Source organism: Nonomuraea sp. NPDC049714, from assembly GCF_044465295.1.
Classification (GTDB): domain Bacteria; phylum Actinomycetota; class Actinomycetes; order Streptosporangiales; family Streptosporangiaceae; genus Nonomuraea.
This window is the reverse complement of record NZ_JBITLM010000009.1, coordinates 294,932-320,130: the sequence shown is the minus strand read 5'-3', so window position 1 is coordinate 320,130 and position 25,199 is coordinate 294,932. Positions and strand designations below refer to the sequence as shown.

General features: G+C 67.6%; 34 protein-coding genes. 23 read left to right on the top strand and 11 right to left on the bottom strand.

Annotated features, from left to right (window positions below; all coding sequences use genetic code 11):
• Positions 1-38 precede the first annotated feature (38 nt).
• Both ACIBQX_RS32930 and ACIBQX_RS32925 read left to right on the top strand, forming a co-directional pair.
• Entirely contained in the window at positions 39-611 is a 573-nt protein-coding gene (locus tag ACIBQX_RS32930) for a DinB family protein (RefSeq protein WP_397011420.1), read from the top strand.
• The gene (locus ACIBQX_RS32925) at positions 608-1,069 is read left to right on the top strand and encodes a VOC family protein (RefSeq protein WP_397011418.1); all 462 of its coding nucleotides are present in this window, start codon (positions 608-610) and stop codon (positions 1,067-1,069) included. Before ACIBQX_RS32930 ends, ACIBQX_RS32925 begins: the two co-directional genes overlap by 4 nt.
• Positions 1,070-1,098: 29 nt before the next feature.
• Here the strand turns inward: ACIBQX_RS32925 and ACIBQX_RS32920 are convergent, their stop codons facing one another.
• Entirely contained in the window at positions 1,099-2,349 is a 1,251-nt protein-coding gene (locus ACIBQX_RS32920) for a tyrosine-type recombinase/integrase (protein ID WP_397011416.1), read from the bottom strand.
• The gene (locus ACIBQX_RS32915; protein ID WP_397011414.1) at positions 2,346-2,891 is read right to left on the bottom strand and encodes a helix-turn-helix domain-containing protein; all 546 of its coding nucleotides are present in this window, start codon (positions 2,889-2,891) and stop codon (positions 2,346-2,348) included. The genes ACIBQX_RS32920 and ACIBQX_RS32915 overlap by 4 nt, the downstream gene beginning before the upstream one ends.
• A 118-nt stretch (positions 2,892-3,009) precedes the next feature.
• On the opposite strand from ACIBQX_RS32915, the gene ACIBQX_RS32910 reads away from it, so the two are divergent.
• The 11 genes from ACIBQX_RS32910 (at position 3,010) to ACIBQX_RS32860 (ending at position 12,031) form a co-directional block, all read left to right on the top strand.
• A complete protein-coding gene (locus ACIBQX_RS32910) occupies positions 3,010-3,213 on the top strand; it encodes a helix-turn-helix transcriptional regulator (protein ID WP_397011412.1) in 204 nt (67 codons plus the stop codon).
• Entirely contained in the window at positions 3,213-3,563 is a 351-nt protein-coding gene (locus ACIBQX_RS32905; RefSeq protein WP_397011410.1) for a hypothetical protein, read from the top strand. Before ACIBQX_RS32910 ends, ACIBQX_RS32905 begins: the two co-directional genes overlap by 1 nt.
• Positions 3,560-3,835 carry a hypothetical protein gene (locus ACIBQX_RS32900; protein ID WP_397011408.1) on the top strand — a complete coding sequence of 92 codons (276 nt, stop codon included), beginning with the start codon at positions 3,560-3,562 and terminating at the stop codon, positions 3,833-3,835. The genes ACIBQX_RS32905 and ACIBQX_RS32900 overlap by 4 nt, the downstream gene beginning before the upstream one ends.
• Positions 3,832-5,373 (top strand): AAA family ATPase, encoded by a 1,542-nt coding sequence (locus ACIBQX_RS32895; protein WP_397011406.1) that lies wholly within the window; start codon positions 3,832-3,834, stop codon positions 5,371-5,373. The genes ACIBQX_RS32900 and ACIBQX_RS32895 overlap by 4 nt, the downstream gene beginning before the upstream one ends.
• The gene (locus ACIBQX_RS32890) at positions 5,373-5,636 is read left to right on the top strand and encodes a hypothetical protein (RefSeq protein ID WP_397011404.1); all 264 of its coding nucleotides are present in this window, start codon (positions 5,373-5,375) and stop codon (positions 5,634-5,636) included. The genes ACIBQX_RS32895 and ACIBQX_RS32890 overlap by 1 nt, the downstream gene beginning before the upstream one ends.
• Positions 5,633-5,980, top strand: a complete 348-nt coding sequence (locus tag ACIBQX_RS32885) for a helix-turn-helix domain-containing protein (RefSeq protein WP_397011402.1) — start codon at positions 5,633-5,635, stop codon at positions 5,978-5,980. The genes ACIBQX_RS32890 and ACIBQX_RS32885 overlap by 4 nt, the downstream gene beginning before the upstream one ends.
• A 22-nt stretch (positions 5,981-6,002) precedes the next feature.
• A complete protein-coding gene (locus ACIBQX_RS32880) occupies positions 6,003-6,710 on the top strand; it encodes a hypothetical protein (RefSeq protein ID WP_397011400.1) in 708 nt (235 codons plus the stop codon).
• Between the two features lie 101 nt (positions 6,711-6,811).
• Positions 6,812-7,162, top strand: coding sequence for a hypothetical protein (locus tag ACIBQX_RS32875; RefSeq protein WP_397011398.1), 351 nt, complete (start codon positions 6,812-6,814; stop codon positions 7,160-7,162).
• Complete coding sequence (locus ACIBQX_RS32870) at positions 7,162-7,551, top strand: hypothetical protein (protein ID WP_397011396.1); 390 nt, start codon at positions 7,162-7,164, stop codon at positions 7,549-7,551. Before ACIBQX_RS32875 ends, ACIBQX_RS32870 begins: the two co-directional genes overlap by 1 nt.
• Positions 7,552-8,270: 719 nt before the next feature.
• Entirely contained in the window at positions 8,271-9,605 is a 1,335-nt protein-coding gene (locus ACIBQX_RS32865; protein ID WP_397011394.1) for a hypothetical protein, read from the top strand.
• A complete protein-coding gene (locus ACIBQX_RS32860; RefSeq protein ID WP_397011392.1) occupies positions 9,533-12,031 on the top strand; it encodes an NlpC/P60 family protein in 2,499 nt (832 codons plus the stop codon). Before ACIBQX_RS32865 ends, ACIBQX_RS32860 begins: the two co-directional genes overlap by 73 nt.
• Before the next feature lie 282 nt (positions 12,032-12,313).
• On the opposite strand, the gene ACIBQX_RS32855 is transcribed toward ACIBQX_RS32860, so the two are convergent.
• Entirely contained in the window at positions 12,314-12,520 is a 207-nt protein-coding gene (locus ACIBQX_RS32855) for a hypothetical protein (RefSeq protein ID WP_397011390.1), read from the bottom strand.
• Positions 12,521-12,700: 180 nt separating this feature from the next.
• Between ACIBQX_RS32855 and ACIBQX_RS32850 the strand changes: the two genes are divergently transcribed.
• The gene (locus tag ACIBQX_RS32850) at positions 12,701-12,940 is read left to right on the top strand and encodes a winged helix-turn-helix domain-containing protein (RefSeq protein ID WP_397011388.1); all 240 of its coding nucleotides are present in this window, start codon (positions 12,701-12,703) and stop codon (positions 12,938-12,940) included.
• A gap of 692 nt (positions 12,941-13,632) precedes the next feature.
• Here the strand turns inward: ACIBQX_RS32850 and ACIBQX_RS32845 are convergent.
• The 7 genes from ACIBQX_RS32845 to ACIBQX_RS32815 all read right to left on the bottom strand — a co-directional run bounded on the left by ACIBQX_RS32845 (position 13,633) and on the right by ACIBQX_RS32815 (position 16,141).
• A complete protein-coding gene (locus tag ACIBQX_RS32845; protein WP_397011386.1) occupies positions 13,633-13,824 on the bottom strand; it encodes a hypothetical protein in 192 nt (63 codons plus the stop codon).
• Positions 13,825-14,321: 497 nt separating this feature from the next.
• The gene (locus ACIBQX_RS32840) at positions 14,322-14,483 is read right to left on the bottom strand and encodes a hypothetical protein (protein ID WP_397011384.1); all 162 of its coding nucleotides are present in this window, start codon (positions 14,481-14,483) and stop codon (positions 14,322-14,324) included.
• Entirely contained in the window at positions 14,480-14,791 is a 312-nt protein-coding gene (locus ACIBQX_RS32835) for an HNH endonuclease (RefSeq protein ID WP_397011382.1), read from the bottom strand. Before ACIBQX_RS32835 ends, ACIBQX_RS32840 begins: the two co-directional genes overlap by 4 nt.
• A complete protein-coding gene (locus ACIBQX_RS32830) occupies positions 14,788-15,024 on the bottom strand; it encodes a hypothetical protein (RefSeq protein WP_397011380.1) in 237 nt (78 codons plus the stop codon). The genes ACIBQX_RS32835 and ACIBQX_RS32830 overlap by 4 nt, the downstream gene beginning before the upstream one ends.
• Complete coding sequence (locus ACIBQX_RS32825) at positions 15,021-15,305, bottom strand: hypothetical protein (protein WP_397011378.1); 285 nt, start codon at positions 15,303-15,305, stop codon at positions 15,021-15,023. The genes ACIBQX_RS32830 and ACIBQX_RS32825 overlap by 4 nt, the downstream gene beginning before the upstream one ends.
• The gene (locus ACIBQX_RS32820; protein ID WP_397011376.1) at positions 15,302-15,880 is read right to left on the bottom strand and encodes a DUF6907 domain-containing protein; all 579 of its coding nucleotides are present in this window, start codon (positions 15,878-15,880) and stop codon (positions 15,302-15,304) included. Before ACIBQX_RS32820 ends, ACIBQX_RS32825 begins: the two co-directional genes overlap by 4 nt.
• A gap of 78 nt (positions 15,881-15,958) precedes the next feature.
• Entirely contained in the window at positions 15,959-16,141 is a 183-nt protein-coding gene (locus tag ACIBQX_RS32815; RefSeq protein ID WP_397011374.1) for a hypothetical protein, read from the bottom strand.
• Positions 16,142-16,250: 109 nt separating this feature from the next.
• On the opposite strand from ACIBQX_RS32815, the gene ACIBQX_RS32810 reads away from it, so the two are divergent.
• The gene (locus tag ACIBQX_RS32810; RefSeq protein WP_397011372.1) at positions 16,251-16,436 is read left to right on the top strand and encodes a hypothetical protein; all 186 of its coding nucleotides are present in this window, start codon (positions 16,251-16,253) and stop codon (positions 16,434-16,436) included.
• 179 nt (positions 16,437-16,615) lie between these two features.
• On the opposite strand, the gene ACIBQX_RS32805 is transcribed toward ACIBQX_RS32810, so the two are convergent.
• Positions 16,616-17,638 carry a M48 family metalloprotease gene (locus ACIBQX_RS32805; protein ID WP_397011370.1) on the bottom strand — a complete coding sequence of 341 codons (1,023 nt, stop codon included), beginning with the start codon at positions 17,636-17,638 and terminating at the stop codon, positions 16,616-16,618.
• A 295-nt stretch (positions 17,639-17,933) separates the two neighbouring features.
• Here ACIBQX_RS32805 and ACIBQX_RS32800 point away from each other — a divergent pair, with 295 nt between their 5' ends.
• From ACIBQX_RS32800 to ACIBQX_RS32765, 8 genes are all read left to right on the top strand, one after another.
• A complete protein-coding gene (locus tag ACIBQX_RS32800) occupies positions 17,934-18,557 on the top strand; it encodes a LuxR C-terminal-related transcriptional regulator (protein ID WP_397011368.1) in 624 nt (207 codons plus the stop codon).
• Complete coding sequence (locus ACIBQX_RS32795; protein WP_397011366.1) at positions 18,554-19,150, top strand: DUF4255 domain-containing protein; 597 nt, start codon at positions 18,554-18,556, stop codon at positions 19,148-19,150. The genes ACIBQX_RS32800 and ACIBQX_RS32795 overlap by 4 nt, the downstream gene beginning before the upstream one ends.
• The gene (locus ACIBQX_RS32790; RefSeq protein WP_397011364.1) at positions 19,147-20,808 is read left to right on the top strand and encodes a zinc-ribbon domain-containing protein; all 1,662 of its coding nucleotides are present in this window, start codon (positions 19,147-19,149) and stop codon (positions 20,806-20,808) included. Before ACIBQX_RS32795 ends, ACIBQX_RS32790 begins: the two co-directional genes overlap by 4 nt.
• Positions 20,809-21,315: 507 nt before the next feature.
• A complete protein-coding gene (locus ACIBQX_RS32785; RefSeq protein ID WP_397011362.1) occupies positions 21,316-21,708 on the top strand; it encodes a fasciclin domain-containing protein in 393 nt (130 codons plus the stop codon).
• 122 nt (positions 21,709-21,830) lie between these two features.
• Positions 21,831-23,375 (top strand): phage tail sheath family protein, encoded by a 1,545-nt coding sequence (locus ACIBQX_RS32780; RefSeq protein ID WP_397011360.1) that lies wholly within the window; start codon positions 21,831-21,833, stop codon positions 23,373-23,375.
• Positions 23,376-23,390: 15 nt separating this feature from the next.
• Positions 23,391-23,834 carry a phage tail protein gene (locus tag ACIBQX_RS32775; RefSeq protein WP_397011358.1) on the top strand — a complete coding sequence of 148 codons (444 nt, stop codon included), beginning with the start codon at positions 23,391-23,393 and terminating at the stop codon, positions 23,832-23,834.
• A 2-nt stretch (positions 23,835-23,836) separates the two neighbouring features.
• Complete coding sequence (locus tag ACIBQX_RS32770; RefSeq protein WP_397011356.1) at positions 23,837-24,259, top strand: hypothetical protein; 423 nt, start codon at positions 23,837-23,839, stop codon at positions 24,257-24,259.
• On the top strand, positions 24,256-24,402 hold the full coding sequence (locus ACIBQX_RS32765) for a DUF6760 family protein (RefSeq protein WP_397011354.1): 147 nt from the start codon (positions 24,256-24,258) through the stop codon (positions 24,400-24,402). The genes ACIBQX_RS32770 and ACIBQX_RS32765 overlap by 4 nt, the downstream gene beginning before the upstream one ends.
• Positions 24,403-25,199 lie beyond the last annotated feature (797 nt).

The following is a 25,199-nucleotide window of genomic DNA, read 5'->3' as shown; positions in this document are numbered from 1 at the left end:
GGACCGATCCTGTCCGCTTGGGGTGTCAAGGTGACGCCATGGACGCAGAACTCGACTGGAACCGGACACTGCGCGAGCAGTGGGAGTTCCACTGGAACCATCAGCTTCGAGCCCGGCTCGACGGGCTCACCGACGACGAGTACTTCTGGTCGCCGGTCCCGGACGCCTGGAGCGTGCGGCCGCGCGGCAGCTCGACCGCGCCCGTGCAGGCCGGCGCCGGGAACTTCACGATCGACTACGCCTTCCCCACGCCGGTCCCCGCGCCCTTCACCACGATCGCCTGGCGGCTCGGACACGTCATCGTCGGCGTGCTCGCCGGGCGCAACGCGGCGCACTTCGGCGCGCCGGCGGCATCGTACGAGAGCTGGGAGTACGCCGGCAGCGCGGCCACCGCGCTCGGCCAGCTCGAAGCCCAGCTCGACGTCTGGCTGACCGGGGTACGCGAGCTCGGCGAGGCCGGGCTGCCGGTCCCGGTCGGCCAGAAAGAGCCCTACCCCGAGGCGCCCATGGCCGACCTGGTGCTGCACATCCACCGGGAGCTGATCCACCACCTGTCCGAGGTCTGCCTGCTGCGCGACCTCTACCTGCACATGAACGGAGCGACCCGATGAGCCGCCACATCCAGGTCACCTTCGACGCCCACGACCCGCGAGCGCTGTCGTCGTTCTGGCGCGACGTCCTGGAGTACGTCCACCCCGGCCCGCCCGGTGTCGACCTGCCCGACGGCGCCGACCCGCTGGCCGCGTGGGACGACTTCCTCGCGCGGACCGGCGTACCGGAGGAGCAGCGCAACACGAGATCGGCCATCGAGGACCCGGACGGGGACGGCCCACGGCTGTTCTTCCAGCAGGTGCCGGAGGACAAGATCGCCAAGAACCGCGTCCACCTGGACGTCCGCGTGGCCCCCGGGCTGCGGGGGGAGGAGCGGATGGCGGCACTGGAGGCCGAGTGCGACCGGCTCGTCGCGCTGGGCGCGAGGCGGGTACGCCGCTTCGAGCCCGCTCTCCCGATGAGCGCCGGCTTCATCGTGATGACCGACCCCGAGGGCAACGAGTTCTGCCTGGACTAGATCGGAATCGCGTTCACCAGGGCAGACGGTCATTCCGAGCCGCTGGAGGGCACATCCAGGGCACTCGACACATCGGCAGCGCCCTCGAAAAAGGCGTTCATGGCCTTGCGCGCCCGGTCGGCCGCGTTCGGCATTAGGTGTGAATAGACCCGCAGCGTGAACCCCGGGTCGTCATGGCCCAGATACTCCGCCACAGTCCGAATGTCGACGCCCTGGGCGAGCCAGGCCGACGCCGCAGTGTGGCGTAGGACGTGCATGCCGTTGTCCCGGGTGGCCGGCACCCCGGCCGCGTCCCTCGCAGAGCGCCACCATGGGTTGAAGCCGTTGCGGTTGAGAGGATTGCCGCTGTCGGTCGTAAAGAGGAGCTCGGCCGTGTGCGGGGCGCCGTCCGGTGTCCGCCACGGCAGGGTGACGGACACCGGAGGGAACCGCTGGATATGCGCCGACAGCCGCATGCCGATCGCGTCCGGTAGAGGAACCGAGCGGACCTTGTCCCGCTTGGGCAGCGAGAACACCAGCTTGCCGTTGATGATGCGGACCTGGCGACGTACGTGCACGACCCGCTGGAGAAAGTCGACGTCATCGACCGCGACGGCGAACACCTCTCCCTGACGATGCGCGCACCCGGCGCCGAGGTAGACCATCGCCGAGTAGCGGTCAGGCAGCCCCTCGGCCACGGCGTTCACCGTGGCGAGCGTCCAGGGAACCACCTGCTTGTCGACGACCTTCGGCGTCCTGACCGACTTCACGAGAAGTGGGTTGCGGTTCACGATGCCGTCATCCAAGGCCGCATTGAAGATGATGGACACCCACGTGACGACGCCGCGGAGGGTGGATGGCTGTAATCCGCCCTCCTGCATTTCCTTGATCCACGCCTGCATTAGTGACGGGCTCTTGGCGAGCGTGGCCATGGGGTAGTCGCTGATCTTCCTACCGAATACCCACTTCCCGAGCCTGGTGTTGATCTGCATAAGCGTGGCCGGATCGCACGTGAGCGTGTCACGCCACTGCTGGCCGTACGCCTTCAGCGTGACCTGACCCGCCCTCGGGTTGACGTAGTCGCCCCTGTCCAGGCTGGCCTTGACCTGTGCGGCCTTGCTCTCCGCGTCCGGCAGGCGCTCGAAGTTGAGCTTCTGGGGAGTGCCCGCCTCGTCGCGCCAACGCACCTGCCATCGCTTGCCCTGGCCATGTTCGGCGGTCGGCACCTTGGCCGGCCTGCATTTGCACTTCGGCTCACCCGCCGCAGGTCTGGACTTGTGCCACCTGTCGTAGACGTTCACGACTCCCCGCCCTTGTTCTCTACTATCCGCCTCGCCGCCTCTGCGGCTCGGCCGCGCCGCTCGATGACGTCTTCCGCTGGCCTTTGCGGCGGCTCCCACTCCTCCGGCGGCACTTCGCTGAAGTAGATACGGGTGTCCGTGTAAGGGAGGGCGAAGTTGCCTCGCACCCACTCACGCGCCGCCGCAGGGCCGATCGCGAACCGTTCGGGAGTGATCTTGTAGAGAACGGGGCGATCGGGAGCCTCCGCCTTCGGGTCCAGGTCACCGATCGTGGCGTCTACGGGCACCAGGAGATGCAAGGGTGCGACATCCAGCACGAACGCGAGCACGAGTAGTTCGTCGACGCTGACCTTCTGCCGGCGCCCGATCTCAATATTCGTGATCGCTGTTCGATCGAGGGTGGCCATGCCGACTGCTGCACAGCGGTCGCCGAGCTCGCGGGCCGACCAGCCACGCCTCACCCGCAAAGCGCGAAGTCGCTTGGCGATCGCCTCGGTGGGGCTCACAAAGGCGGGTTTCCGGGGTGCATCCTCTTGCGTCATGAATACACCGTAGGCCATCACAGTTGCGCCATTCAACGCCGTTGCCCCATACTTCACTCACGTTGTAATCATGACGACTCGTTGCGTCTTGAGAGCGCGACGATGTGTAGGGGGGACATTGAACAGAAGCCTTGCCACCACGGCAGAGGTAGCCGAGTACCTCGCCGAGGACGAGCGCACCCTTGAAAAGTGGCGCTATCAGCGTCGCGGGCCGAGGTGGATCAAGATGGGCGATGGACGCACTGCGCCCGTGCGCTACCGCTGGTCTGATGTGGAGAAGTGGCTCGACGAACGCACCGTCACGGTTGGCGGTGCCGCCTGATGCACCCGCCCGCCAACGAGAACGGCGGTCCCCGAGCCACCGGGAACCGCCGCAACGAGCCCAACGCCCACCAGACGCAAGTTCGTGCTGCCACCGTACAGACCGAGCTGCCCGTGCGCCACCCAGTCGCGCACGTCAGCCTGTACGCGCCGCACGCCGGCCGCCGCACCTGGTGGTTCGCTTACCGGTGTCCTCATTGCTCGTACGGGCATCGAGGAGAGCTCCGCCAGGCCACCGACGAGGAGACCGCCGAGAAGGCCGTGATCGGTGTTCGCCGTTCACGCTGCGGCAAGCGGCTCTGGCTCGTCGTGGCCAGGGTGTACCGCGGTAACGAGGGGATGGCGGCGTGACCGAGAACGAGATCAACTCCGTCTACCGACTCGGCTTCGCCCAAGGCGAGGCGGCCGGCTATCTCCTCGCCGAGCACGACATGGAGACGACGTGGTCGCGGGTGGCCGAGAAGGTCAGGTCGATCAGCCGCACGCCCACCGCCGTCGAGCTGGCCGAGCGTCGGAAGCCGGGCGGCAAGATCTACGAGGCCAGGATGCGCAGGCACGGCCGGGAGTACGCGGGCGGGCCGGTCCACTTCGAGACCGGTCAGCCGATGAGGGAGAGCGCGTGAAGGTCTGCCCCAAGTGCGGCGCGGCCGTCAGTTCCAGCGAGAACATGTACGGGGGCGGCATCATCTACAGCTGCTCAGGCTGCAAGGCCGATCCGCAGTACTGCACATGCGAGCCCAAGCCCGCTGCTGATGAGCCGTTTTCGCGGCGGCTCAAGCTCACCCGCGCCTCCGAGATCCAGATCAAGCCCGTCACCTGGGCTTGGAAGGAGAACGGTCGTGGGCGCATCCCGGCTGGTGCGCTGGCCTCGGCCGCCGGCCGGGAGGGCACCGGCAAGTCCAGCTTCGGTATCTGGATGTCCGCCGAGATCACCACGGGCATGCTCCCCGGCGCGTTCTTCGGGGCCGCCCACAACGTGATCTACGTGGCGATCGAGGATTCCTGGGAGCACACCATCGCGGGCAGGCTCAAGGCCGCAGGCGCGAACCTGTCCCGCGTGTTCCGGGTCGACGTCGAGATCAGCCAGGACGAGACGAGCATCATCAACCTGCCGTCCGACTTTGATCTGCTGGAGCAGGCGATCACGGAGCATGACGTCAAGCTGGTCGTGCTCGACCCTCTGATCTCCACCATCAGCTCTGTCGTGGACACCCACAAAGAGCGGTCCGTTCGTACCGTGCTCGACCCGCTGGCGCGCATGGCCGACCGTACGGGCTGCGTCATGCTGGGCATCGCCCACTTCGGCAAGGGTGCCGGCACCGACGCGTCCTCGCTGATCGTGGGAAGCGGGGCATTCAAGAACGTGCCTCGCGCCATCTTCGGCTTCGCCGTGGACAGCGAAGACGATTCGCGGGTCATGACCCAGACCAAGAACTCCCTCGGGCGTAGCGATCACCCATCGCTGGCGTACCGCATCGAGGAAGCGAACGTGCTCACCTCAACCGGCGAGATGGCCGAAGTCGCCCGGTTCGTGTTCGACGGCATCTCTGATCGATCCGTCGAAGACGTGCTGTCCAGGAACGGCGGAGAAGGCGAGGACCGGGAGACCAAGGCCGACGCCGTCGACTACCTCATGAAGGCGCTCGATGGTCGCTGGCGCCGCAGCAACGAGATCACCGAAGAGGCGCGCGAGGTTCACCAGATTACGAAGCGAACCCTGGAGCGCGCTCGCAAGTCGCTCGCGGTGGTGGCCAGGCAGTTCCCCACCGACCCGAAGGGCAAAAACGAGTGGTGGATCACGCTCCCCGAGCAGGTGGGCACTGTCACTGAGCCGCAACCGACCCAGACCGCCACGACGACGGATAGCAGAGGGCAGACCGCCAAGCAGTACGAGCAGACCGCCATCGGCGACGGCTCTACCAGGGCAGACAGCCAGACCGCCAACCAGGGTGACGCCGTAGAGGATTGGCGGTCTGGCGGTCTGGCTCCCGAATCTGAGCCCGTAACCGTCACTCCTGCGAAGCCCGTACGGCGTAAGTGCGAGAACTGCAAGAAGGCCCTGCCGAAGGCCGCCCGAGCCGACGCCCGGTACTGCAAGTCGAGCTGTCGCAACGCCCACTGGGCCAGAGAGAAGCGCCAGAAGGCCAAGGAGGCCCCGTGATGGAGATCTACACCCACGCCCTCGATGACAGCCCGATCCAGGGCGCAGCCGACATGGCCACTCTCTTCGGCGTGACGGTGGGGGAGTACTACGCCGAGTGTCAACGCCAATCCGGCAAGCTCGCCCACGGCTCGTTCACCATCCCCCAGCAGTGGATGCGCAACGGCCGGCGACTTCACCGCGAGGCTGCTGCCGTGCTCGGTCACGACCCGACCGTTCACGAAGTGCTGGCCTACCTGAAGGCGAAGCAGGCCGAGGAGTGACCCAGCTCGACCAGCACGAGGCCAGCGTCTCCGCCGAGACGCTGGCCTTGCTACGTCGCCTCCGAGTCCAGTACCGGGACCGGCCGGTCGTGTACCGCGACCTCGTGCGCCTCTCCGCCCTGGCCATGTCCAGTAGCGCTGGCGCTACCGAACTGGCGTGCGAGAACCCAGCCCGGCCAAGCTTGCCCCTGTCAACGCAGCAAGCGGCAGACCTGACCGGATTCAAGCCCGTCACGATCCGCCGAGCCTGCGCAGAGAAGCGGCTCCCCGCCGTCAAGGACGGTCGCGACTGGCGCATAGCCAGAGATGACCTGAACCGATGGATGGTGACCAGGGCCGCCTGACCCGAAGGGGTGCCGTATGGCCATGAGCCGCAACGACATGCAGGCCGTAGCTCGCGCCCAGCAGCGCTACATGCAGCGGTGCGCCGACATCCGCGGCGACCGCGACCTGTCCGAGCACGGCAAGCGCAAAGCCCTTGCCCGTGCCTACCGCGAAACCCAGACCGCCGTGGGGGCGCTGCGAGATGGCGCCCAGCAGGAGACCGGCCGCCGCCGCGCCGAGCTGGAGAAGAAGCTCTTCCGCGCAGCCGGCAGTGACGGCATGTCCACCATGGCCTACCGCGACGCTCTCGACCGGGCGTCGCAGCTCAAGAACGTTCAAGACGCCCAGCGCATGATGCGCCGCGCCATCCGGCACGGAGACGACAGCCTCGCACGGGCCATCTTCTCCACCGCCCTGGACCGCGTCGGCAACCCGCTGGAGCGCACATGGGCATCCGTCATCGACGACTTCGTCGACAACGCCAAGCCCGAACTGCGCAACGACGTCAACGAGTACAACAGCCTGCTCAACGGTGAAGGCAAGATGTCCCGCTTCGAGCAGGCGATGGCGACCAGCATCGTCAAGCCCGGCGAGCTCAAGTCCGCCAACGACGTCGAGATCGACATCATCCTTCGATCTCCCGCCGACCCGCATGACTACCTCCCCGCCCAGCAGACCGGGCCGAGCCTCCACCAGAACGTCAACGCCTCTCAGGTCCACTTCCCCGAAGGGCCCGGAGAGATGGCCTGACCACAGACCCTCGTCACCGTGGCACGGGGCGAGACAGACGGGCCGGGAGGAGTTTCCTCCTTTCGCCTTCCGGCCCGTCTCAACACACGCAGGAGAACAACATGGCTACCAAGATCAGAACCATCCCCACCGACTTCGAGGACCGGGTGGAGAACATCCTCCGCGCCAGCCTCGCCAACGCGCCGGCCCATCTCGGCGCCCACCTCAAGGCCGCGGTCAACGAGGTCCTCACCTACGGCGACATGCCGACCATCCCCGATCACCTGCTCGTGTTCGATGAGGGCAGGTACGTCGACCAGGTCGAGCCGAGCGTTCACTTCCGCAACCTGCGAGCAGGCGAACTGTGGCGGCAGGAACAGGACCAGTGGGGCCACAACAACGGCGTAGACCGCGCCAGGTTCGAGCAGCTGCGAGACAGGCAGCTCGCCGCGCGCAAGCAGGAGAGCGCCTGATGCTCGTACTCGCCGCCCCGCACACCGACGACCCGCGAGACGACGGGTTCAACCACGCAGTAGCCGGTGAGCTCCTCTACCGGCCGTTCGTGTGCTCCAGCGGACAAGAGGATGCATGCGGCTGTGAGAGGTCATGGGCCGGCGTAGGCAGCAGCAAGGCAACGACGCTCGCCGAGGTCATCGACAAGCCCGACATGACCCCATCGGAGTACCTCAACACCATCAGCCTCTACCTCGCCGACACGTGGGGCTGGGAGGTCAAGGACGCCGTAGACGAAGCGCAAACCCTCGCCAGCATCGCCGAGGACTTCGGAGCCGGCGCGTACGTGACCATCCGCATCGAGGACGACAGCCACGTCTTCGAGCTCATGGAGGCCGACCGTGCCTAGGCGTCTACAGGCCAACCCGAGGGACAGGATCGAGTCCGGCCAGATGTGGCGCACCACGGCCAGGCCCGTCGACTGGCCGGCAAGGGTCGAGCGCGTCAAGAAGCGCGACCAGTCATGCCGATGGATCGAAGCAGGCGAGCTCTGTCTCAGCACGGAGAACGTCGAGGTCGACCACATCGGAGACCCGAGCGACCACGACCTATCCAACCTCCGCTTGCTCTGCCGGATGCATCACCGAAGGCGCACAGGCCAGCAAGGAGCAGCCGCGGCGGCACTGGCACGCGCACGCAAGCCACGCAAGAGGCCGGCCGAGCAGCACCCGGGGCTGATCGCATGACCACGCGCAGGGGTGGCACCCTCCCCATCGGCCATCCCAACGCGAGCGCGTATCCGTATAGAGCCGGACATCCTTCCCAAGTTTCGATGCCCGCCAGAGCCGACCTGGGGGCCGCCCCTCATGATCATCTAGCGCGAGCGCGGACTGTAATTGCGCCGGAGATCCTGTACGGGCTGCTACGAGTACGCGACCAGCACAAACGCATGATCGGCTAACCAGGTCCACCTAACCCCCCGCACGTTTTACCAGGTCAGAAGCTTATAGACGTTACACGCAGGGGGCGCTTGCAGACCTGACAACCCGTACAGAGCCGGACTTGCTATACGTATACGCGCTCGCTTCGGAATCGGGTCTCGGCACCCCCCCAGGGGGGTAGGTCAGGGTGGCTGAGTTCGTCGCCGGTGAGGTTGTTGTCCCGGTGATCCCGTCTGCGGATGGGTTCGTCAAGACGCTGAAGAAGCAGATCATGCCGAAGATCTACAGCGCGGGTGCTGAGATCGGCAAGGAGCTGCAGCGGGGGATCTCCGACCAGCTGAAGGGTGTCTATGAGCCGCTGAAGGAGCAGACGCGACGTCAGAAGCACCAGGCTCCGAAGGATGGGGCCGAGGTCGGTGGGTCTTGGGCCCAGGGCTTCAAGAAGCGGCTTGAGACGGCCCTGAAGGCGCTGCCTAAGGTCGAGCTGGACGTGGATGCCAGCGCTGCTCAGCGTCGCGTACAGGAGATCAGGGCCCAGCTCGCCGAGCTCGGCGATAAGAAGATCGGCGTCGACATCGATGCCGGCGCGGCTCAGGCGGAGATGGCCGCCCTGCTGGCCGAGCTGGCGAAGCTCGACGGCCAGGACCTGAGCATCGACGTGCGGGCGGACGTGGCCGCGGCCTCAGCGGCGCTGGCCACGGTCGAGGCTCAGGCGTCGCAGGTGGACGGCCGCCGCGTGAGTATCGACGTCGACGCGAACGTCGCGGGTGCTCTTACCGGTATCGCCGCGGTGGCGGCTGCTCTGGCGGCGCTGCCCGCCGCCGCAGCGGTGGGGCTGGGCGCGGCTGGCCTGGCTGGCGCCGCGGTGGCCGCTGGTGTGGGTGTGGGCGCTCTGGCCGCTGTGGCGGTGCCTTCGCTGACTCGTATCGCCGAGGCGACCAAGGCGAACGAGGCGGCATCGAAGGCTGCCACGCAGGCATCGTCCGGGGCTGTGGCCGCCGCACAGCAGGCTCAGATTCAGGCGCTCAACCTGGCCGCGGCCGAGCAGCGGGTAGCCGATGCCAAGCGGGTTGCGCTGGTCGCCGAACAGGAGCTCACGCGGGCGCGGATCGATGCCAAGCGGGCGGCCGAGGACCTGGCTCTCGCCTCCCGGAACGCCGCGTTGTTGGAGGAAGACGCCCTGCTCAGCGTGGAAGAGGCACGCGAGCGGCTGGCCAAGGTGTCCGCGGACCCGAAGGCCGGCGAACTCGAGCGGAAGCGGGCCGAGCTCTCCGTACGTCAGGCGGAGCAGCGGGCCAAAGAGGCGACGCTCCGGAACAAGAGGACCAGCAGGAACAGAAGGCATCCGACAAGGCGGGCATCGAGGGCAGCGCCCAGGTCATCGCCGCGAAGGACAAGATCGCCCAGGCGAACAAGCGGGTCGAGGACTCCGAACGCCAACTGCGGCTCATGCAGTTGCAGGCGATCGTGGCCGCCAAGCAGCAGGCCGCGGCCCAGCGCGGGACGGTCGCCCAGCTGGTGAAGCTCTCCCCAGCGGCGGCGCTGGCCGCCAAGCAGATCTCAAGCTTCAAAGACGCCTACCTGGCGTGGCAGCAGCGGTTGGAGCCTGCCGTGCTGCCTGCGGTGACGGGCGGACTGAAGGTCATGCAGGCCCTGTTCAAGCCGCTGACCCCGCTGATCAAGGGCACGGCCGGCGCGCTGGTCGGCCTGGAGAAGGACGCGGCCAAGGCGCTCGGCGGCAAGTTCTGGTCGAGCTTCTTCAAGGACCTGTCGCAGGCGGCGCCCACCGCTGTTACCGGGCTGGGCAAGTCGCTCGGCAACATCGCGACCGGCGTAGCAGGGATCATCAAGGCTTTCCTGCCGTTCGTCCCCACGATCGTGGGCGGGATCCAGAAGGCTACGGCCGCGTTCGCGACCTGGGGCAAGGGACTCAGCAGCTCGGACGGGTTCAAAGCCTTCATCGAGTACGCGAAGACGAACGGCCCCAAGCTGCTCGCGGTGATCAAGGCGGTTGCCGGGGCCGGCCTGAATCTGGTGCGGTCGCTGGCGCCGCTCGGTGGTGCCGTCCTGAGTGGCTTGTCCGGTCTGGCTACGACGATTGCCACGATGGATCCGCAGCTCTTGCAGGCGATCGTGCTGGGCATCGGCGGCCTGGCCGTGGGGATCAGGGTGGCGTCGGCCGCCATGCGCGTCTTCAACACCGTGTTCCGGGCGAACCCGATCGGCCTGGTGATCACCGCGATCGGCCTGCTCGTCGCTGCCTTCGTCTACGCCTACCAGAACAGCGAGACGTTCCGGAACATCGCTGACGCCGCGTTCAAGGCGATCGGCGCCGCGGCCACGTGGCTGTGGGAGACGGTCCTGCAGCCCGCCTTCACGGCCCTGGTGGCGCTGTGGCAGAACGTCCTTGCCCCCGCGATCACCTGGCTCTGGCAGACCATCCTGAAGCCCGCTTTCGAGGGCATCGGCGCGGCGATCAAGTTTGCCTGGGAGAGCATCATCAAGCCTGCCTTCTCGGCGGTGCGCGACTTCCTGGTCAACGTCCTCGGTCCCAAGATCCTGTGGCTTCACGAGAACGTGGTCAAGCCGGTCTTCACCAAGGTCGGCGAGGCCATCAAGTTTGCCTGGAACAGCGTCATCCAGCCCGCTCTGAAGGCCTTGTGGGCGTTTATCACCGAGACGCTGGCGCCCAAGTTTTTGTGGCTCCATACGACGATCGTCAAGCCGGTGATGGACAAGGTCGGCGAGGCCATCTCCTTCGTGTGGGAGAAGGTCATCAAGCCTGCTTTCAGCGCACTGTGGACGTTCATCACCGAAACCATCCCAAATGGGTTCAAAAAGGGCGTCGAGCTGATCGGCAAGTTCTGGGACGGCCTCAAGGCGGTCGCGTCCAAGCCGGTCGAGTTTGTGGTCAACACGATCTACAACAACGGGATCAGGGCCGTCTGGAACGCCGTAGCGAAGGCGCTCGGCCTGTCCGAACTGCCCGAGCTCAAGTTCAACGGCATGGCGCGGGGCGGCATCCTGCCGGGCACCAGCTCTTACCGGCAAGGCGATGACCAGCTTGTCGCCATGCGGCGCGGCGAAGGCGTCTACGTCTCCGAGGCGATGCGCAACCCGTACGAGCGGGCACGTCTGCAAGCCGTCAACACCGCAGCGATGCGCGGCCAGTCGCTAGCCCCGTTCCAGGGCCTGGCGGGTGGCGGCATCGTCGGCGACATCCTCGCCAAGGGTGTCCGGTTCGGTGCCGAGAAGCTGCTTAATCCGATGCTGGCTCAGGCGTCCAGCCTGATGGGTGACTCGCCGTTCGCCAAGATGCTCGTCGGTGTCCCGAAGAAGCTCGTCGCTGACGTCATCAAGTTCCTGGAGGGCAAGGAAGCCGCTCAGGGCGGGCCGGGCGCGGCCAAGGCGATCGAGTTCGCCCGAGCGCAGATCGGCAAGCCGTACCTGTGGGGCGGCACCGGTCCGGGTGCGTTCGACTGCTCGGGCTTGACCATGCGCGCGTGGCAGGCCGGCGGCCGGGGTGACATTCCGCGCACGAGCCAACAGCAGATGGCGTGGGTCAAGCAGGTCGGCAAACCTGTCCCCGGCGCGCTCGGGTTCCCGAACCCTGGCCATGTGTGGCTGCATGTCACCCCGTCGACCATCATCGAGGCCCCTCAGACGGGGTTGAAGGTGCGGCAGGTGGCTGCCCGTGCGGCTCAGGTGACCGGTGTGCCGCCGGCCAAGTACGACTCCGGCGGCTACCTGCCGACCGGTCACAGCCTCGTCTACAACGGCACGGGAGCCCCTGAGCGGGTGCTGACCGATCGCCAGTGGGAGTCGCTACAGGGTGGCGCACAGGGAGGCGGCGGGCCTCTGGTGGAGATCGGCAGCTTCCACGCCACACCGCAGCAGACGCCCCAGCAGATCGCGCAAGAGCTCGCCTGGCTCGGTCGCGCCCGCTGACTTTTGCAAGGCATCCAACGCGCGTGCGCGCGAGGGTGCGCCCGACCGCCCAGGGCGAATCACCGGGCGGTCGGGCGGTCTATGGGGTGAGCTGGGGGCCCAGCGTGGAGACGATGTGCCCCTCATACCGGGGCTCGCCGACAACACGCCGGCCGCGGCACTCATCGAGAGGTAAGCCAGGGTCCCATCCCTGGTAAAAGACCTCCATGACGCCGTTGACCTCGTGGATGCGCTCGCCGCAGTGCCGGCACAGGGGGAGGGTCTTCGGGTCTACCGGCCCGTTCACGACGCCTCGCCCGTCCGGAACGGGATCTCGCTCGGGCGCTGCCAGGAGGCGGCGACCCGAAGGACTATGCCCTCGATCTCCGCCTGCTCGGCGGTCAGGGCTACGGCGGTGTCGCGGCTGCCCTTGTGCGTGATCAGATATCCGCCGCCGCCTGCGAGTTCGACATCGCACCCGACGATCTCGGGGACCGGGTTACTCTCCATACGTCGTCGCACCTTCCCGTGCGATGGGGCCCGCCCGCGTCACCAGCGCGAGAGCGGGCCCGTTCCATGTCCGGACTCAAGTCTGCACCGTACTGCTATGCACTGCTACCTCTGCGACGCAGTGCAGGGCAGTGCTAGGCGCTGGAAGGCGCATCTATGCAGGTCAGTACCGTTTAGGGCATGGAGTTTCGTGCGGACTCGTACGTCTGGGATCAAGTTGCGGCTGAGATCAAACGCCGTATAGCTGCAGGCCAGTACCGGCCGGGCCTGCCGATCCCGTCCGAGCGGCGGATGGCCGACGAGCTGGGCGTGTCAGTCAGTACGATCCGCCGCGCGGTCGGAGCGCTCAGGGACGAAGGTGCGTTGATCACGTTGCCGCAGAAGGGCACGTTCGTCGTTGATCGTCAGGCCGACGAGTAGCAGACACCGACCAAGATCGACATCCCCTCCCCCGCCGCGGCTACGGTTTCGCTCCGTAATCCCGACATTCGGGGACAATTATTGTCTCAGAGCCCCTCCCCCGGCGTCCCCTATGCGGAGAACAGTGGGACATAAGACAATCTCTGCCCGACGAGGCTTGCGACAACATTTCGTCACTCTGTGTGGATGTAGCGGCGGATTCTCGCGAGGCTGGCAAATCAGTAACATGTTCCTGATTCGACAGATCGGGATGCCCTCGGCGGGCTTCATCAAGATCGCTTGGCATGCATCCGTGGACCTCCGCATGTGCGTAGACGCGCGCGCGTACGTAGAGCAGGTCTACGAGGTGCACGGAGCGGGGATGTGGATCAGCTGTGCACCCCGTGTGGACCTCCGGGGGAGGGGTTGTTGATCAGCTGTGCACCTTCGTGCATGTTCCCCAGAAGGGGATGTCGATCTTCGTGCACATCGCCGAGAGGGGTACTCGATCATGGCTGCGACCCGTGGACCGTGGCCGCCGCCGGCCGGAGCGTGGCACCCCGTAACGGGCCGGGCGTGTGGGCTACTGGTCAGAGGCATGCAACGGGGCCCGTTGCAGGGGGAGCGTGGCGGGTCGTGGCACCCCCTTTCCACAGCCCCGTTGCACCCCCGGCCTAGATCGCGTGGCACCCCCGTGGGGGCGGTCGTGTGGGTCAGGTCCGCAGCACGTTGACGGCGATCCGCGCGACCAGCTCGGCGTGCTCATCGGAGACGTCGGCGGTCACGGTGGCGGTCCCGTCCTCGTGCACCTTCAGTTCCTCCGGGGTCACGTTGGGGACATCGAGCAGGAGGTGGCGGAGCGTCGTCCGAACTTCGGTCGCGTCACCGGCAAGTGTGATCTTCATGGGTGGTTCATCTCCTCGTGTTGTGCTGTCTCATGATGGGCCCGTCCACCCTCTCGTCCACCTCCGAACAGGTGGACGAGCATGCCGCGATGGCGCCCACGGGAGCGCGCCCCGGTGCAGGCCAGTACGTCCGTTCCACGGTGGACGGACGAGCCCCGATGGGGTCACACGCGAGGTCACATTGGCAGTCGCATCGCGGGTCACATTCGGTCGCCATGCCGGTCGTCATCTCGTCGGCCATCGTGACCACCAGTACGACCGGAAACCGCGTACTGACCTGTACGGATCCGGAACCGTGTTGACCCCGACCGTGACCCCGTTCGTGACCAAGATCGTGACCTCGAATCGACGGCGACCGGTCGCCGAAGTGGTCGCGTCCAGTACGCGCCGGCAAGCCGTACCGGCGACCGGTCTCGCGACCGGTCGCGAGACCGCGAAAGCCGGCGCCGCCCACCCGTGAGAGTGGAGCAGCGGCGGCAGTCGAGCCGCGTCCCGGTTCAGTCGTCGGAGGCGTTCCGCCAGCGCGCGACCCAGCGCTGTAGCAGTGCTATCTCCTCCGCCGTGGCGGTGGCCACGATGCACGCCCAGTCGAGGTCCTTCAGGGCGATCACGCCGAAGACGAGTTCGTACTGGTCGTCCGTGATCTCGACGTCGTTCACGCTGCCTCCCGCACCTGGCTAGTGGAAATGGGCACGGGCACATTGCCACTAGCCAGCAGCACGAGCACCAGGCCGAGCGGGAGCCGGTCGGCCTTCGCCCAGTTGCAGGGCCCACACGCGAGCACCAGGCCGCGCGGTCCCCACACCTTCCCGACCGTCCGCGGAATGTAGTGATCGAAGGTCGCCCGGTCCAGGTCGTCGAAGGTCGTCCGGCAGTAGAAGCACCAGCGGCCGTCCCGAGCGGCGAGGCGAGCGCGCAGACGCCGCTTCCTCGCCGCCGAGATCCGGTTGGGATATCCGCGCGTCACTGGCCCGCCTCCACATGCCGGGCGATGGCCTCCCACACGCCGTCAGCCGAGCCCAGCTCGGCCGGTACGTCCAGCGGGACGCGTACTGACCGGTCGCAGCCGATGCTGTCCCATTCGATCTCGATGTGCAGCTGCTTGTCGTCCAGGCTGCGCACGATCGAGAGCGAGAAGGTGGTGTCGTCGGGCCAGGCCGCACTGATGCAGTCCAGGTGCTCGAAGTCGTCCGCCTTCATGACTGCGGCTCCTCGGAGTTGATCAGGGTGGCGCCCTCGCCGAGCAGGACGCCCAGCTCCCTGATGGCACGGCGGTCGTAGGTGGCGATGATGCGGTGGATCAGCCAAGCCGCGTCCGGGGTCAGGCGGCCCTCGTGCTCGCTGCCGTCGAGGTCCGTCAGGAGGACCTGCACGCGCGGCTCCTCGCCACGGACCAGGTTCACCTCGAACAAGGCGGCGCGGTCGTCCAAGTGCTCGACCAAGTCCAAGTTGACGCGGGGTGCCCGCTTCTCCTCGCTCACGCCGACACGTCCGACTGGCCGTAGCAGTGGCGACACGACCTGTCCTGGCAGCGGCCCTCCGTGTCGAACGGCATCCCGACCGGGGCGGACAGACCGCGCGCCTCACGGACCAGAGCGAGCAGGGCGAACGCGGTCTCCTCGGCCTCGGCGAGCGTCGCCCAGATGATCGTGTCGTCTCCCTTGCCGAGGCACACGCGCGCCTCCCGCTCCCGGTACTTCTGCTCCAGGGCGAGGTTCACCTGGTCGGGCGCCCACCTCGTCGGGTAGCCAGCGACCACCGGTTCCATGGTGACCAGGTCAACCGAGTGCGTCGGTGACCAGTGGTTTCTGTCGTCCGGGTGAGTGCTCTCGTCGTGGTCCAGGCCGCCCGCGCACCATGCCGGGCATGGGTCTTCGCTCAACCAGCTGGCGGGGGTGGGGGCGATCCCAGCTTCGCGGTCAGCGAACGACCTCTCGTGCGCCCTCATCTCGGACTGGTACTGCGCGATGAACCGCTCGGCAGCCCTACGGCCGGCCTGCTCGGCGCGCTCCCGGACGGTGGCGGGAATGTCGGTGGACGTGATGTGATCAGACAAGGCTCTCTCCTGGTCTAGTCAGGGTGGGGGCTCAGGGCGGGCCGGGTGGTTGCACACCTGGCCCGTCCGCTTGTGGGGTCAGAGGTCGAGCAGTTCGCGGGCGTCGGCGAGCTCGCACCAGTAGCCGTCCCGGATCTCGGGCGTCTGGTCAGCGAGGAACCGGTCCCGCAGTTCGGGGATGTTCCGGCTGAGCGCCGTGTGCATCGCGATCAGGATCGAGGCGGTGGCCTTCTCGTCGGCGGTGGGGGTGGTGCGGGCCATCTCGTCTCCCTGGTGTCTCGCTCCGTGCTGATGTCTAAACTGTAGCTACATTGTAGCGACAGTACAAGCAGTGTGAGAGACTTTCTGTAGCGACAAGAGAGGCACTAAAATGGCAGAGAAGCCACCAAGCGGCATGCGCCGGTTCCGCACCACCGATGACCTGTGGGAGCGCTTCGGCGATGCCGTCGAGCGCGGACCCGACCCAGAGGCCGACATGTCCAAGGTGCTCCGAGCGTTCGTGCGCTGGTACGTCGGCGAGCCAGGGGCCAAGCTCCCCGAGCGCCCAGGGGAGTGACGTCAGGGCACACAGAGGGCACATCAACGGGCGTGAAGCCGCGTTTAATGTCGTAGCGATGCGTACAGTTTTGGCAGGTCAGAACGGTTGCCGGGCATGTTCGTGCAGGTCACGAAATCGCGGCATCCAGTCCTGCCTGGACTGAAGCGATGGCCGCAAGGCGTTGGAGGCCGCGTGGCTCATCGGTAGCGGGCCGACTGGGCGTTCTCCCGTAGGCTCCGCGCCACGCGCCCTGCCGCCTGCTCGAGCTCTTCCTCGATCTGCTCCATCGCCGCAGCGGATATCCGGGGCGTCGGATACGGCAGCGCCAGCACGCGTCGCATGCGCAGGTGCGTCGGCGGATGGGTCGTGTCCACCCGAGTCCTCTCCACGCGGGCGGCCTCGCGGCGTTGGTCGAGTTCGGCCTGAGGGATGGCGTCCACATGGGACCGGAGAGCCGTCCACAGGTTCCACGTTCCCACGGCCACGGCGCTGGAGCCGAGGAAGTCGCTGACGGAGGGGGCGCGGGTGGACAGGACGTCCAGGAGCGAGGCGGTGGCCGCGGAGCCGGCCACCTGGGCCTGCATCTCGTCGGCACGGTATTCGGCCTGTTGGGAGGAGTGGTTCAGGAGGAGTTCCAGCAGGAAGATCAGGGCGCGGACGGGGACGCCCAGGAGGGCGAGGAGGCACCGGGTGACCAGGACCGATCCGCCGTCGCCGGGGCGCCACCCGAAGCGGGTGACCACGCGGAGTTCGTGGAGCGAGCGCAGGGCGCTGCCGACCACGAGGCCGTGCCTGGCGTCGCCGTTCCTGGAGTGGGCCATCTCGTGGGCCAGCAGGGCGACGCGTTCCTCCGGGGTGAGGATCAGCCAGAGCGGGTAGCCGATCTCCACCAGACGACGGCGTCGCGGGCCGTAGGCACGGAACGAGGCGTTGACCTCGCCGCTGATGGCGACCAGATCTGTACGGGGCGCCGCCAGGGCCACGCCGATGCCGTCGATGAGGGCGTACAGGTGAGGGGCGTCGGAGCGGGTGAGAGGCACGGCGGAGGCGGGGAAGGGGGCGGGGCGGGGACGCAGCAGCCAGGCGAGGTCCAGCGCCACCAGACCGAACAGGATGCCGCCTATGGTCAGGCCGGCGATCAGGTAGATGCCGGTGACCAGGAAGGCCGGCGCCAGAAGGTGGACGACGAAGGCGAGGGCGTAGCCGGCCGTCCGGGACACTCGGCCGGCTGTTCGGAGCGGCTGGGCCGATGGCGGGTGCGGCAAGGATCGCGCGGGCTCCTGGGACGCACTGGGCGCATCGGCGGACATGTCGAACAGGGTGCCAGAGAAGACGCGGGAACTGGCGATGAAGGCGCCTCAGAACGGCGGCGACAACCCCGATTTGCAGGGGCGGGGCAAAGCTGCGTTGTCGCATTCTTTGCCTGTGTCCAGGATGTGGCTTCCTCGTCTCGCGTGCTTTCTGTGCCATTTTCGGAGGTGCCGGCTCGCCAGAGCGAAGTCGAATGGAGATGGGATGGAGCGCATCCAGGTAGTCGTGAAGGCTCACGACCCCATCTCCCGCGCAGGTGTGCTGAGCCAGCTCAAGCAGCGGCCCGAGATCGAGATCCTGGAAACGGACAGTCCGGAGAAGGCGCAGGTCGCGCTGGTGGTGGCCGACAGCGTGTGCGCCGACACGCTGGGCGTCCTGCAGGCGCTGCGATGCCATGGAAGTCTCCGGCTGGTGGTCGTCGCGGGGACCGTGGACGACAGCGGCCTGCTCGCCATCGTGGAGATCGGCGTTTCGGGTGTCGTACGCCGCGCCGAGGCCAGCCCGGAGCGGCTCGTCGCGGCGATCCAGTCGGCCACCGACGGCGCGGGTGTCATGCCGCCGGATCTGCTCGGCCGGCTGCTCACCCAGGTCAGCCGGGTGCAGGGCGAGACGCTCGGGCCGCGCGGGCTGACCTTCGCCGGCCTGGCCGAGCGGGAGGTGCAGGTGCTGCGGCTGATCGCCGAAGGGTGCGACACGGCGGAGATCGCCGCCGCCCTGTCGTACTCGCAGCGTACGGTGAAGACCGTCCTGCATGACATCACCACCCGGCTCCACCTGCGCAACCGGGCCCACGCCGTCGCCTACGCCCTGCGCAACGGGCTGCTGTGACCGGGCAGGGCGGCGTCATCGGAGAGGTGGACCGGGCGCTGGAGGAGCTGGTCCGCCGGGAGGTGGTGCGGCGCTCGAAGACGGAGGTCTCCTTCGGCGCGCCCGGCGGGGAGCGGACGGCCGCGACGGTGCACCTGCAGCTGTACGACATCCGTGAGGATCAGGGCAGGCGCCGGCAGGGCACGATCAACGAGTACGACTCCGACGGCGCGTTGACGGTCAGGCGTTGCCCGCCCCGCTATGTGCGGCTGTCGTACCTGGTGACGGTGTGGGCGCCGCAGCCGGAGGAGGAGCACCGGCTCCTGGACGCCACCCTGCGGGCGTTCCTCGCGCAGGACGCCATCCCCGCCGAGCGGCTGACGGGCTCGCTGGCGGATCTCGGGCTGCCGGTCCCGATGGCGGCCGCCGTGCCGCCACCGGACGACCGCGCCCTCGCGGCGGCGCTGGCCGCGTCGGGCGCGGGACTGCGGCCGTTCGTCAACGTCGTGATCAGCGCTCCGATGATGCCGGAGCCTCCCACGCCCGTGTCGCCACCGGTCACCAAGCCGCTGACACTGCGCCCCGAAAGCCACCGCACCGGAGGTTCTGGATGAGCGTCACCTGTCCGAAGTGCGGCGACCAGAATCCGGACGGCACCAGGTTCTGCGCCGGGTGCGGGGAGTACCTCGCCTGGGAGCGGCGTGACGCCGAGGACGACACCCGGCGACCACAGCCCGCCGAGCCGCCGCTCCAGGAGCAGCACGCCGAACTGGCCGTCAGTCTGTCCGGCAGCCCCGTCGCCTGCACTCCCGGCGAGCGGGTCTCCACGACTGTGACGGTGCGCAACAGGGGCACCCGGGTGGAACGGGCCGGCGTCGTGGTCGAGGGCGGCGCGGCGCCGTACGCGACGGTCGTGCCCGAGGAACTCGTGATCCAGCCGGACGACGCGGCCGAGTACGTGGTCACCTTCGCCCCGCCGCGCTCCTCGTCCGTCCGTGCGGGGACGGTGGGTTTCACCGTACGGGCCCGTTCCCAGATCAACTCCGGCATCACGGCCACCGCGGAGGGCCAATGCGTGGTGGCCGGGTTCGACGACCTCTCCGTCGAGCTGGCCCCGAAGGACTCCCGGGGCTGGTGGATGACCCACCACATGGTGGTGTTCGCCAACCGGGGAAACCTGACCCATCGGGTACGGGTTCGCGCGGAGGACGACGAGAACGCGCTGCGCTTCTCCCGGCCGGCGGGCGGGCTCGTGATTCCCCCCGGCCACACCGAACTGGCCCTGCGCGTGCGGGCGAAACCTGGCCTCACCGGGCCGGCGCGCGAGATTCCCTTCGCCACCAAGGTGGACGTCGACGACGGCGCGAAGACGATCCGGGTCGACGGAACCAGGACGGTGTTGCCGCTGGTCACGTCCTGGCCGCTGAGGACGGTCGTCCTCGTCCTCGCCCTCCTCATCGTCGCCGCCGTCGCCATCGGCGGACTGCTCAACGCGCGGGAGCGAGCCATTCTGGATCAGGAGACCTACCTGGCGGGAAGCGGCACGCTGAGCAACGGGTTGACCTCCGTCGAGACGCCCAGACTGCCCGATGAGGCGAGGATCTTCGTCACCCCAGATCTGTCTCAGGGGCCCTTGGCCGAGACGCAGCCCGGCTGGCTGCCGTTCGCCGGCGCGCTGGGCGTCACCGGCCGTGGCTGGACCTCCTTCTCGGTCCAGCCGCTCGACGGGTCGCACATGGACGGAACGGGCTTCAACTACCTCATCGTGAGGGACTCCAGCGGGACGCTCAACGGCCAGTCCTACGAGGCGGGTTCCGGGAGCGTCCAGCCGGGCGAGCGCCAGGTGAGCGTCCCGGCGGCCATGGCCACGAGCAGGTCGGTGATCCTGCTGACGGTGGAGACGGACGGGGGCCTCGCGGATCCCGTCGCGGGCCTCAGGGTGGACGCGAAGAACGAGGGCGCGTTCACGGTGGCGACGCTCGACCTGGTGCCGGCGCCCGTGGAGATCAGGTTCAACTGGCTCGTCATCGACTCCGACGATTCCTCGCTGGCCGGGGTGGAGACCACCACCTTCGGGGATCCGGCGCGGATCGACACCTCTGTCGAGAACGGCGTCGTCCTGCTCACCACGGACGTCGCGAACAACGGGCTGTCCGGTTCCGGGGCGACCGGCGTGTACGTGGACGACCAGAGCGATGACGCGTTCAGCGTGGCCGGGTTCAGCGGTCCGGCCGTGGGGTTCGACTATCTGATCGTCGAGCGGAGGGAGTGACCTCGCCTTTTCGGGCGGCCCGAAAGTGCTGTTCTCTCCGCCCTTTTGGTGGCATGTCTCGTACTGGTGATGGCTTCGTTCCCGGTGACAGCCTCGGGTAGACGTCTCGTTTCGGGGAGGCATCGACCCATGGACCACAGGGCTTACTTCTCGTCCATCTGCTTGGCGGCGGCCCTCGTCTCCGCCTCATCGCCCGTACCCCCGCCCGACGGCGGCTCGCCGCAGCCTTGGCCCGATCAGCAGCAGCGGCCCGATCAGCAACGGCCCGATCAGCAACGGCCCGATCAGCAGCGGCCCGATACCGATCGGAGCCCGGACCCCGGCTGGGGCAGCCCACCTCCGGAGACACCGGAGCCTCCGGAGACCCCCACGACTCCCAAGACTCCGACCACCCGGACGCCGCGTCCAGCCCCACCGGCCCCACCGGCCCCGCGCAGCCCCGCCCCGACCTGCGACCTGCTCCCGTCGTCGGGGCCCGGCAGCAGAGCCGAGATCAAGAATGAGCAGGTGACCACGGCCCTGGCCGACGTTCCCGAGGCGTCGACCTTCGTGTCGGCCATCGAGCAGGCCGGCTTCACCGACAGATTCAACGACGAGGCCGACATCACCGTGTTCGTCCCGGTGAACGATGCTTTCGACAAGTACGAGGGGACCGAAGAACTGCTCGACAACGAGACGGCTCTCGTCTCGTTTCTCGGCTACCAGGTGGTCGACGGTCGTAAGACCCCGGCCGACCTAGCCCAAGCCACGCTGCGTACGAAGCAGGGCGGCGACATCAAGACCGAGGGCACCGCCGGCGAGATCACCCTGAACGACACCGCCGAGGTGCTGTGCTCGAACATCCAGACGGCCAACGCGACCGTCTACCTGATCGACACGGTCCTCCCCCCGCCCGATTAGCCGCCCGAAAGGGTGGTCGGCTTCGCCCTCACGGTTGCCCGATGGCGCTGCCACGGTAGCGGTGAACAGGGAAGAACCCGAGTAGCCATGTAGCCGAGGAGGGGCCGCCAATGAGTGGGTCGATGAATGACCAGTCGCCAGGCGTCTTTTGGAATGAAGAGATCCCTGCATTTCTGCCGATCGAGGGTGTCCCTACAGCTGTGGCAGCATTCATCGGATTCGCGGAGAAGGGGCCCTCACAGGCGACGCGGGTGACTACTTGGAGCGAGTATAAAAGAGTCTTCGGAGGTTTCGTCGCAGGCTGCTACCTCCCCAATGCCGTCCATGGCTACTTCGCCAACGGCGGCGGCGCCTGTTACGTGATCCACCTCGGCGCCGACGGTGCGCAGCCGGCGGCGCCGGCGCCCGCCCCGGACGCGCAGGCGATCCTCGGCGGTTTCCGGATCGTCGCCAAGAAGCCGGCGCAGGGAGTGCGCGCCATCACCGTCGAGGTCGCAGAGCTGCCGACCGCGGAGGGCGAGCGTCCGCCAGAGGATCGATTCATGATCACGGTCAAGCGCGGCACCAGCGCCGAACCACCGATCGAGGTTTCGCTGAAACGTGGGGCCAAGGACTTCATCGCGACGGCCGTGACCAGGGAATCGCGGCTGGTCAAGATCGAGGAGAAGGTAGGGGAAGATCTGACCAAACTGCCGATCGGAACCGTCACGCTGCAGGAACCGGAGAAGGAACTGGAGCCGGTTTCGGCGCCGGAACTGCCCGCCAAGGTGCCCCAGGAAACGTACATCGGCAGCGCCGATGAGCGCCGCGGACTGGACGGGCTGGAAGCGGTCGACGAGGTGACCATGATCGCGATCCCCGACCTGATGAGTGCGTTGGAGCGAAACGCCATCGACGAGGCCGGTGTCAAGGGCGTACAGGCGGCGATCATCAATCACTGTGCGAATATGAAGGACAGGATGGCGATCCTCGACCCACCTCCGGGGCTGTCCGCGACAGCAGTCGCGGCCTGGGGGGATGGTCTGGCGGGTAACGAGTACGCCACCCTCTACTACCCATGGCTCAAGGTCTCCAATCCGCTCGCCGAAGGTGAGATCCGTATCCCGCCGAGCGGCCACATCGCCGGCGTTTGGGCACGGAACGACGCCACCCGCGGCGTGCACAAAGCTCCGGCCAACGAAGTGGTCCGCGGTGCGATCGCCCTGGAAACACACCTCACGCAGAGTGAACAGGATCAGATCAGCCCCACGAACGTGAACTGCATCCGCGTCATGCCCGGCCGCGGGATCCGGGTGTGGGGGGCGCGCACCCTGTCCTCCGAGCAATGGAAGTACCTGAACGTCAGGCGCCTGTTCAACTACTTGCAGGAATCCATTCTGAACGGCACCCAATGGGTGGTCTTCGAGCCCAACGACGACGCCCTGTGGGCCAGGATCCGCCGCACCATCTCCGCCTTCCTCGTCATGGAATGGCATCGGGGCGCGCTGTTCGGGCTTACCCCTGACGAGGCCTTCTACGTCAAGTGCGATCGCGAGACGAACCCTGCGGAGAGCATCGAAAAAGGCAGAGTCGTGTGCGAGATCGGTGTCGCGCCGGTGAAACCAGCCGAGTTCGTCTATTTCCAGGTAACCCAGAGCGCGAGCGGCGTCAGCCTCGTCAGCGAATAACGTAGGAGATCGCACATGGCACTTCCCGACCTCGACACCGTGGTCGCCCATTCCTTCGGCCTTGAGGTCGACGGCATCACCATCAAGCAGATCAGCGAGGTTTCCGGCCTCAAAATGGAACAGGACGTCATCGAGCTGCGGCAGAACACCGGTGACGGCAAGTACGTCGTCAAGAAACTGCCCGGCCGTCCCAAGGCGGGCGAGGTGACGCTCACCCGCGGCCTGACCGCCGACAACAGCTTCGAGCAGTGGGCCAAGGATGCGCGCTTCGGCCGGATGAGCAACGCCCGGAAGGGCGGCGCGATCATCGTCTACGACTTCGAGAACAACCCGATCAAGCGCTACAAGCTGACCAACGCCTGGCCGAAGAGCTTGGAGATCAGCACCATGAAGGCGGGCGACACCAGCGTGCTCACCGAGACCCTGGTCGTCACGTACGAACAGCTAGAGGTCGAGTAGGGATGCGCCGTTCGATGGCCGTGGCGGCGCCCCCGGCTTCCGCCGGGGAGCCGCCCCTGCGTACCGAGTTCGCCTTCCGGCTGCCACGCGGCTATCTCGACGAGTCCGGCACCCTCCACCGCGACGGCGTCATGCGGCTGGCCACCGCTCGCGACGAACTCGTCCCGCTTCGAGACGATCGCGTACGGGAGAACGCCGCCTACCTCACCGTCGTGCTCCTCGGCCGGGTGATCACCCGGCTGGGCGGCGTCACCGACGTCCACGCCGGGATCATCGAGAACCTCTTCGCCACCGACCTGGCGTTCCTCCAGGACCTCTACCGCAGGGTCAACAGCGAGGGGCACGCACGCGCCGCCGTGGCCTGCCCCGACTGCGGGCACAAGTTCGACGTCGACCTTTCGGGCAGCCGCCTGGGGGAATCATGACCTACGCGACGCATCGCCTCTACGGGGAGGTCGCATACGTCGCGTACCACTTCCACTGGCCCCTCGATGACATCCTCGATCTGGAGCACGCCGACCGCCGCCGGTTCGTCGCCGAGATCGAGGCTCTCGGCGGCTCCCAATGAAACGGCCCTGGCCCCGCCGCACCTCCCACCGCCCAGCGACGTCCTCCTGGGGGGCTCTGGCGACGCTCGCCTTGGGGTCGTCTCTGGCGACGTCCGCTTGGCGGGCTTGGAGGGCGAGGGACCCGCGTGGGCGGACGATGTCCGACGCCCAGGCTCTGGTGGCGCCCGAGCCGCGTGCCGAATGGCGGTCACTGCCCCCGATGAGCAGTGTCATCGCCGCCCATCCCTTGATGATCCCGTACGACCGCTTCGCCCTGTCCCTCGCCACCTGGCACAACCCGTCCTTCCTCGCCCCCCTGTCTCACCAGATGGCCACCGAAGCCCCCTCCGGCGTCATCCACGCCCTGGCCATCCCAGTCCCCAACACCGCCCCCTCCACCTCATCCCCTTCCCGCACCACACCCGCCACCACCCAGCCGTCCACCCCTTCCCGACACACCACCCGCACGCCGCCCGCTACCCCTTCAGGAAGTGAGGCCGGAGCGCGGTCCGCTACCCCTTCGGAGGGGGAGGCCGGAGCGCCGCCCGCTACCCCTTCAGAGGGTGAGACCGCAGCGCGGTTCGGTACCTCTTCGGGGGGTGAGGCCGGAGCGCGGTCCGCTACCCCTTCAAGGGGTGAGCCCCGCGCGCGGTCCGCTACCCCCTCCCAGCCCGTTACTTCCCCCTGGTCAGCCACCCCGCAGCCTGCCACCCCTGCTGAAGGTGACGCTTGCGCGCCGGTTGCTACTCCTTCGGAGTCGGTTACCTCCGCCTGGTCAGCCACTCCGGCGCCTGGTGCCCCTTCCGGGGGTGATGCT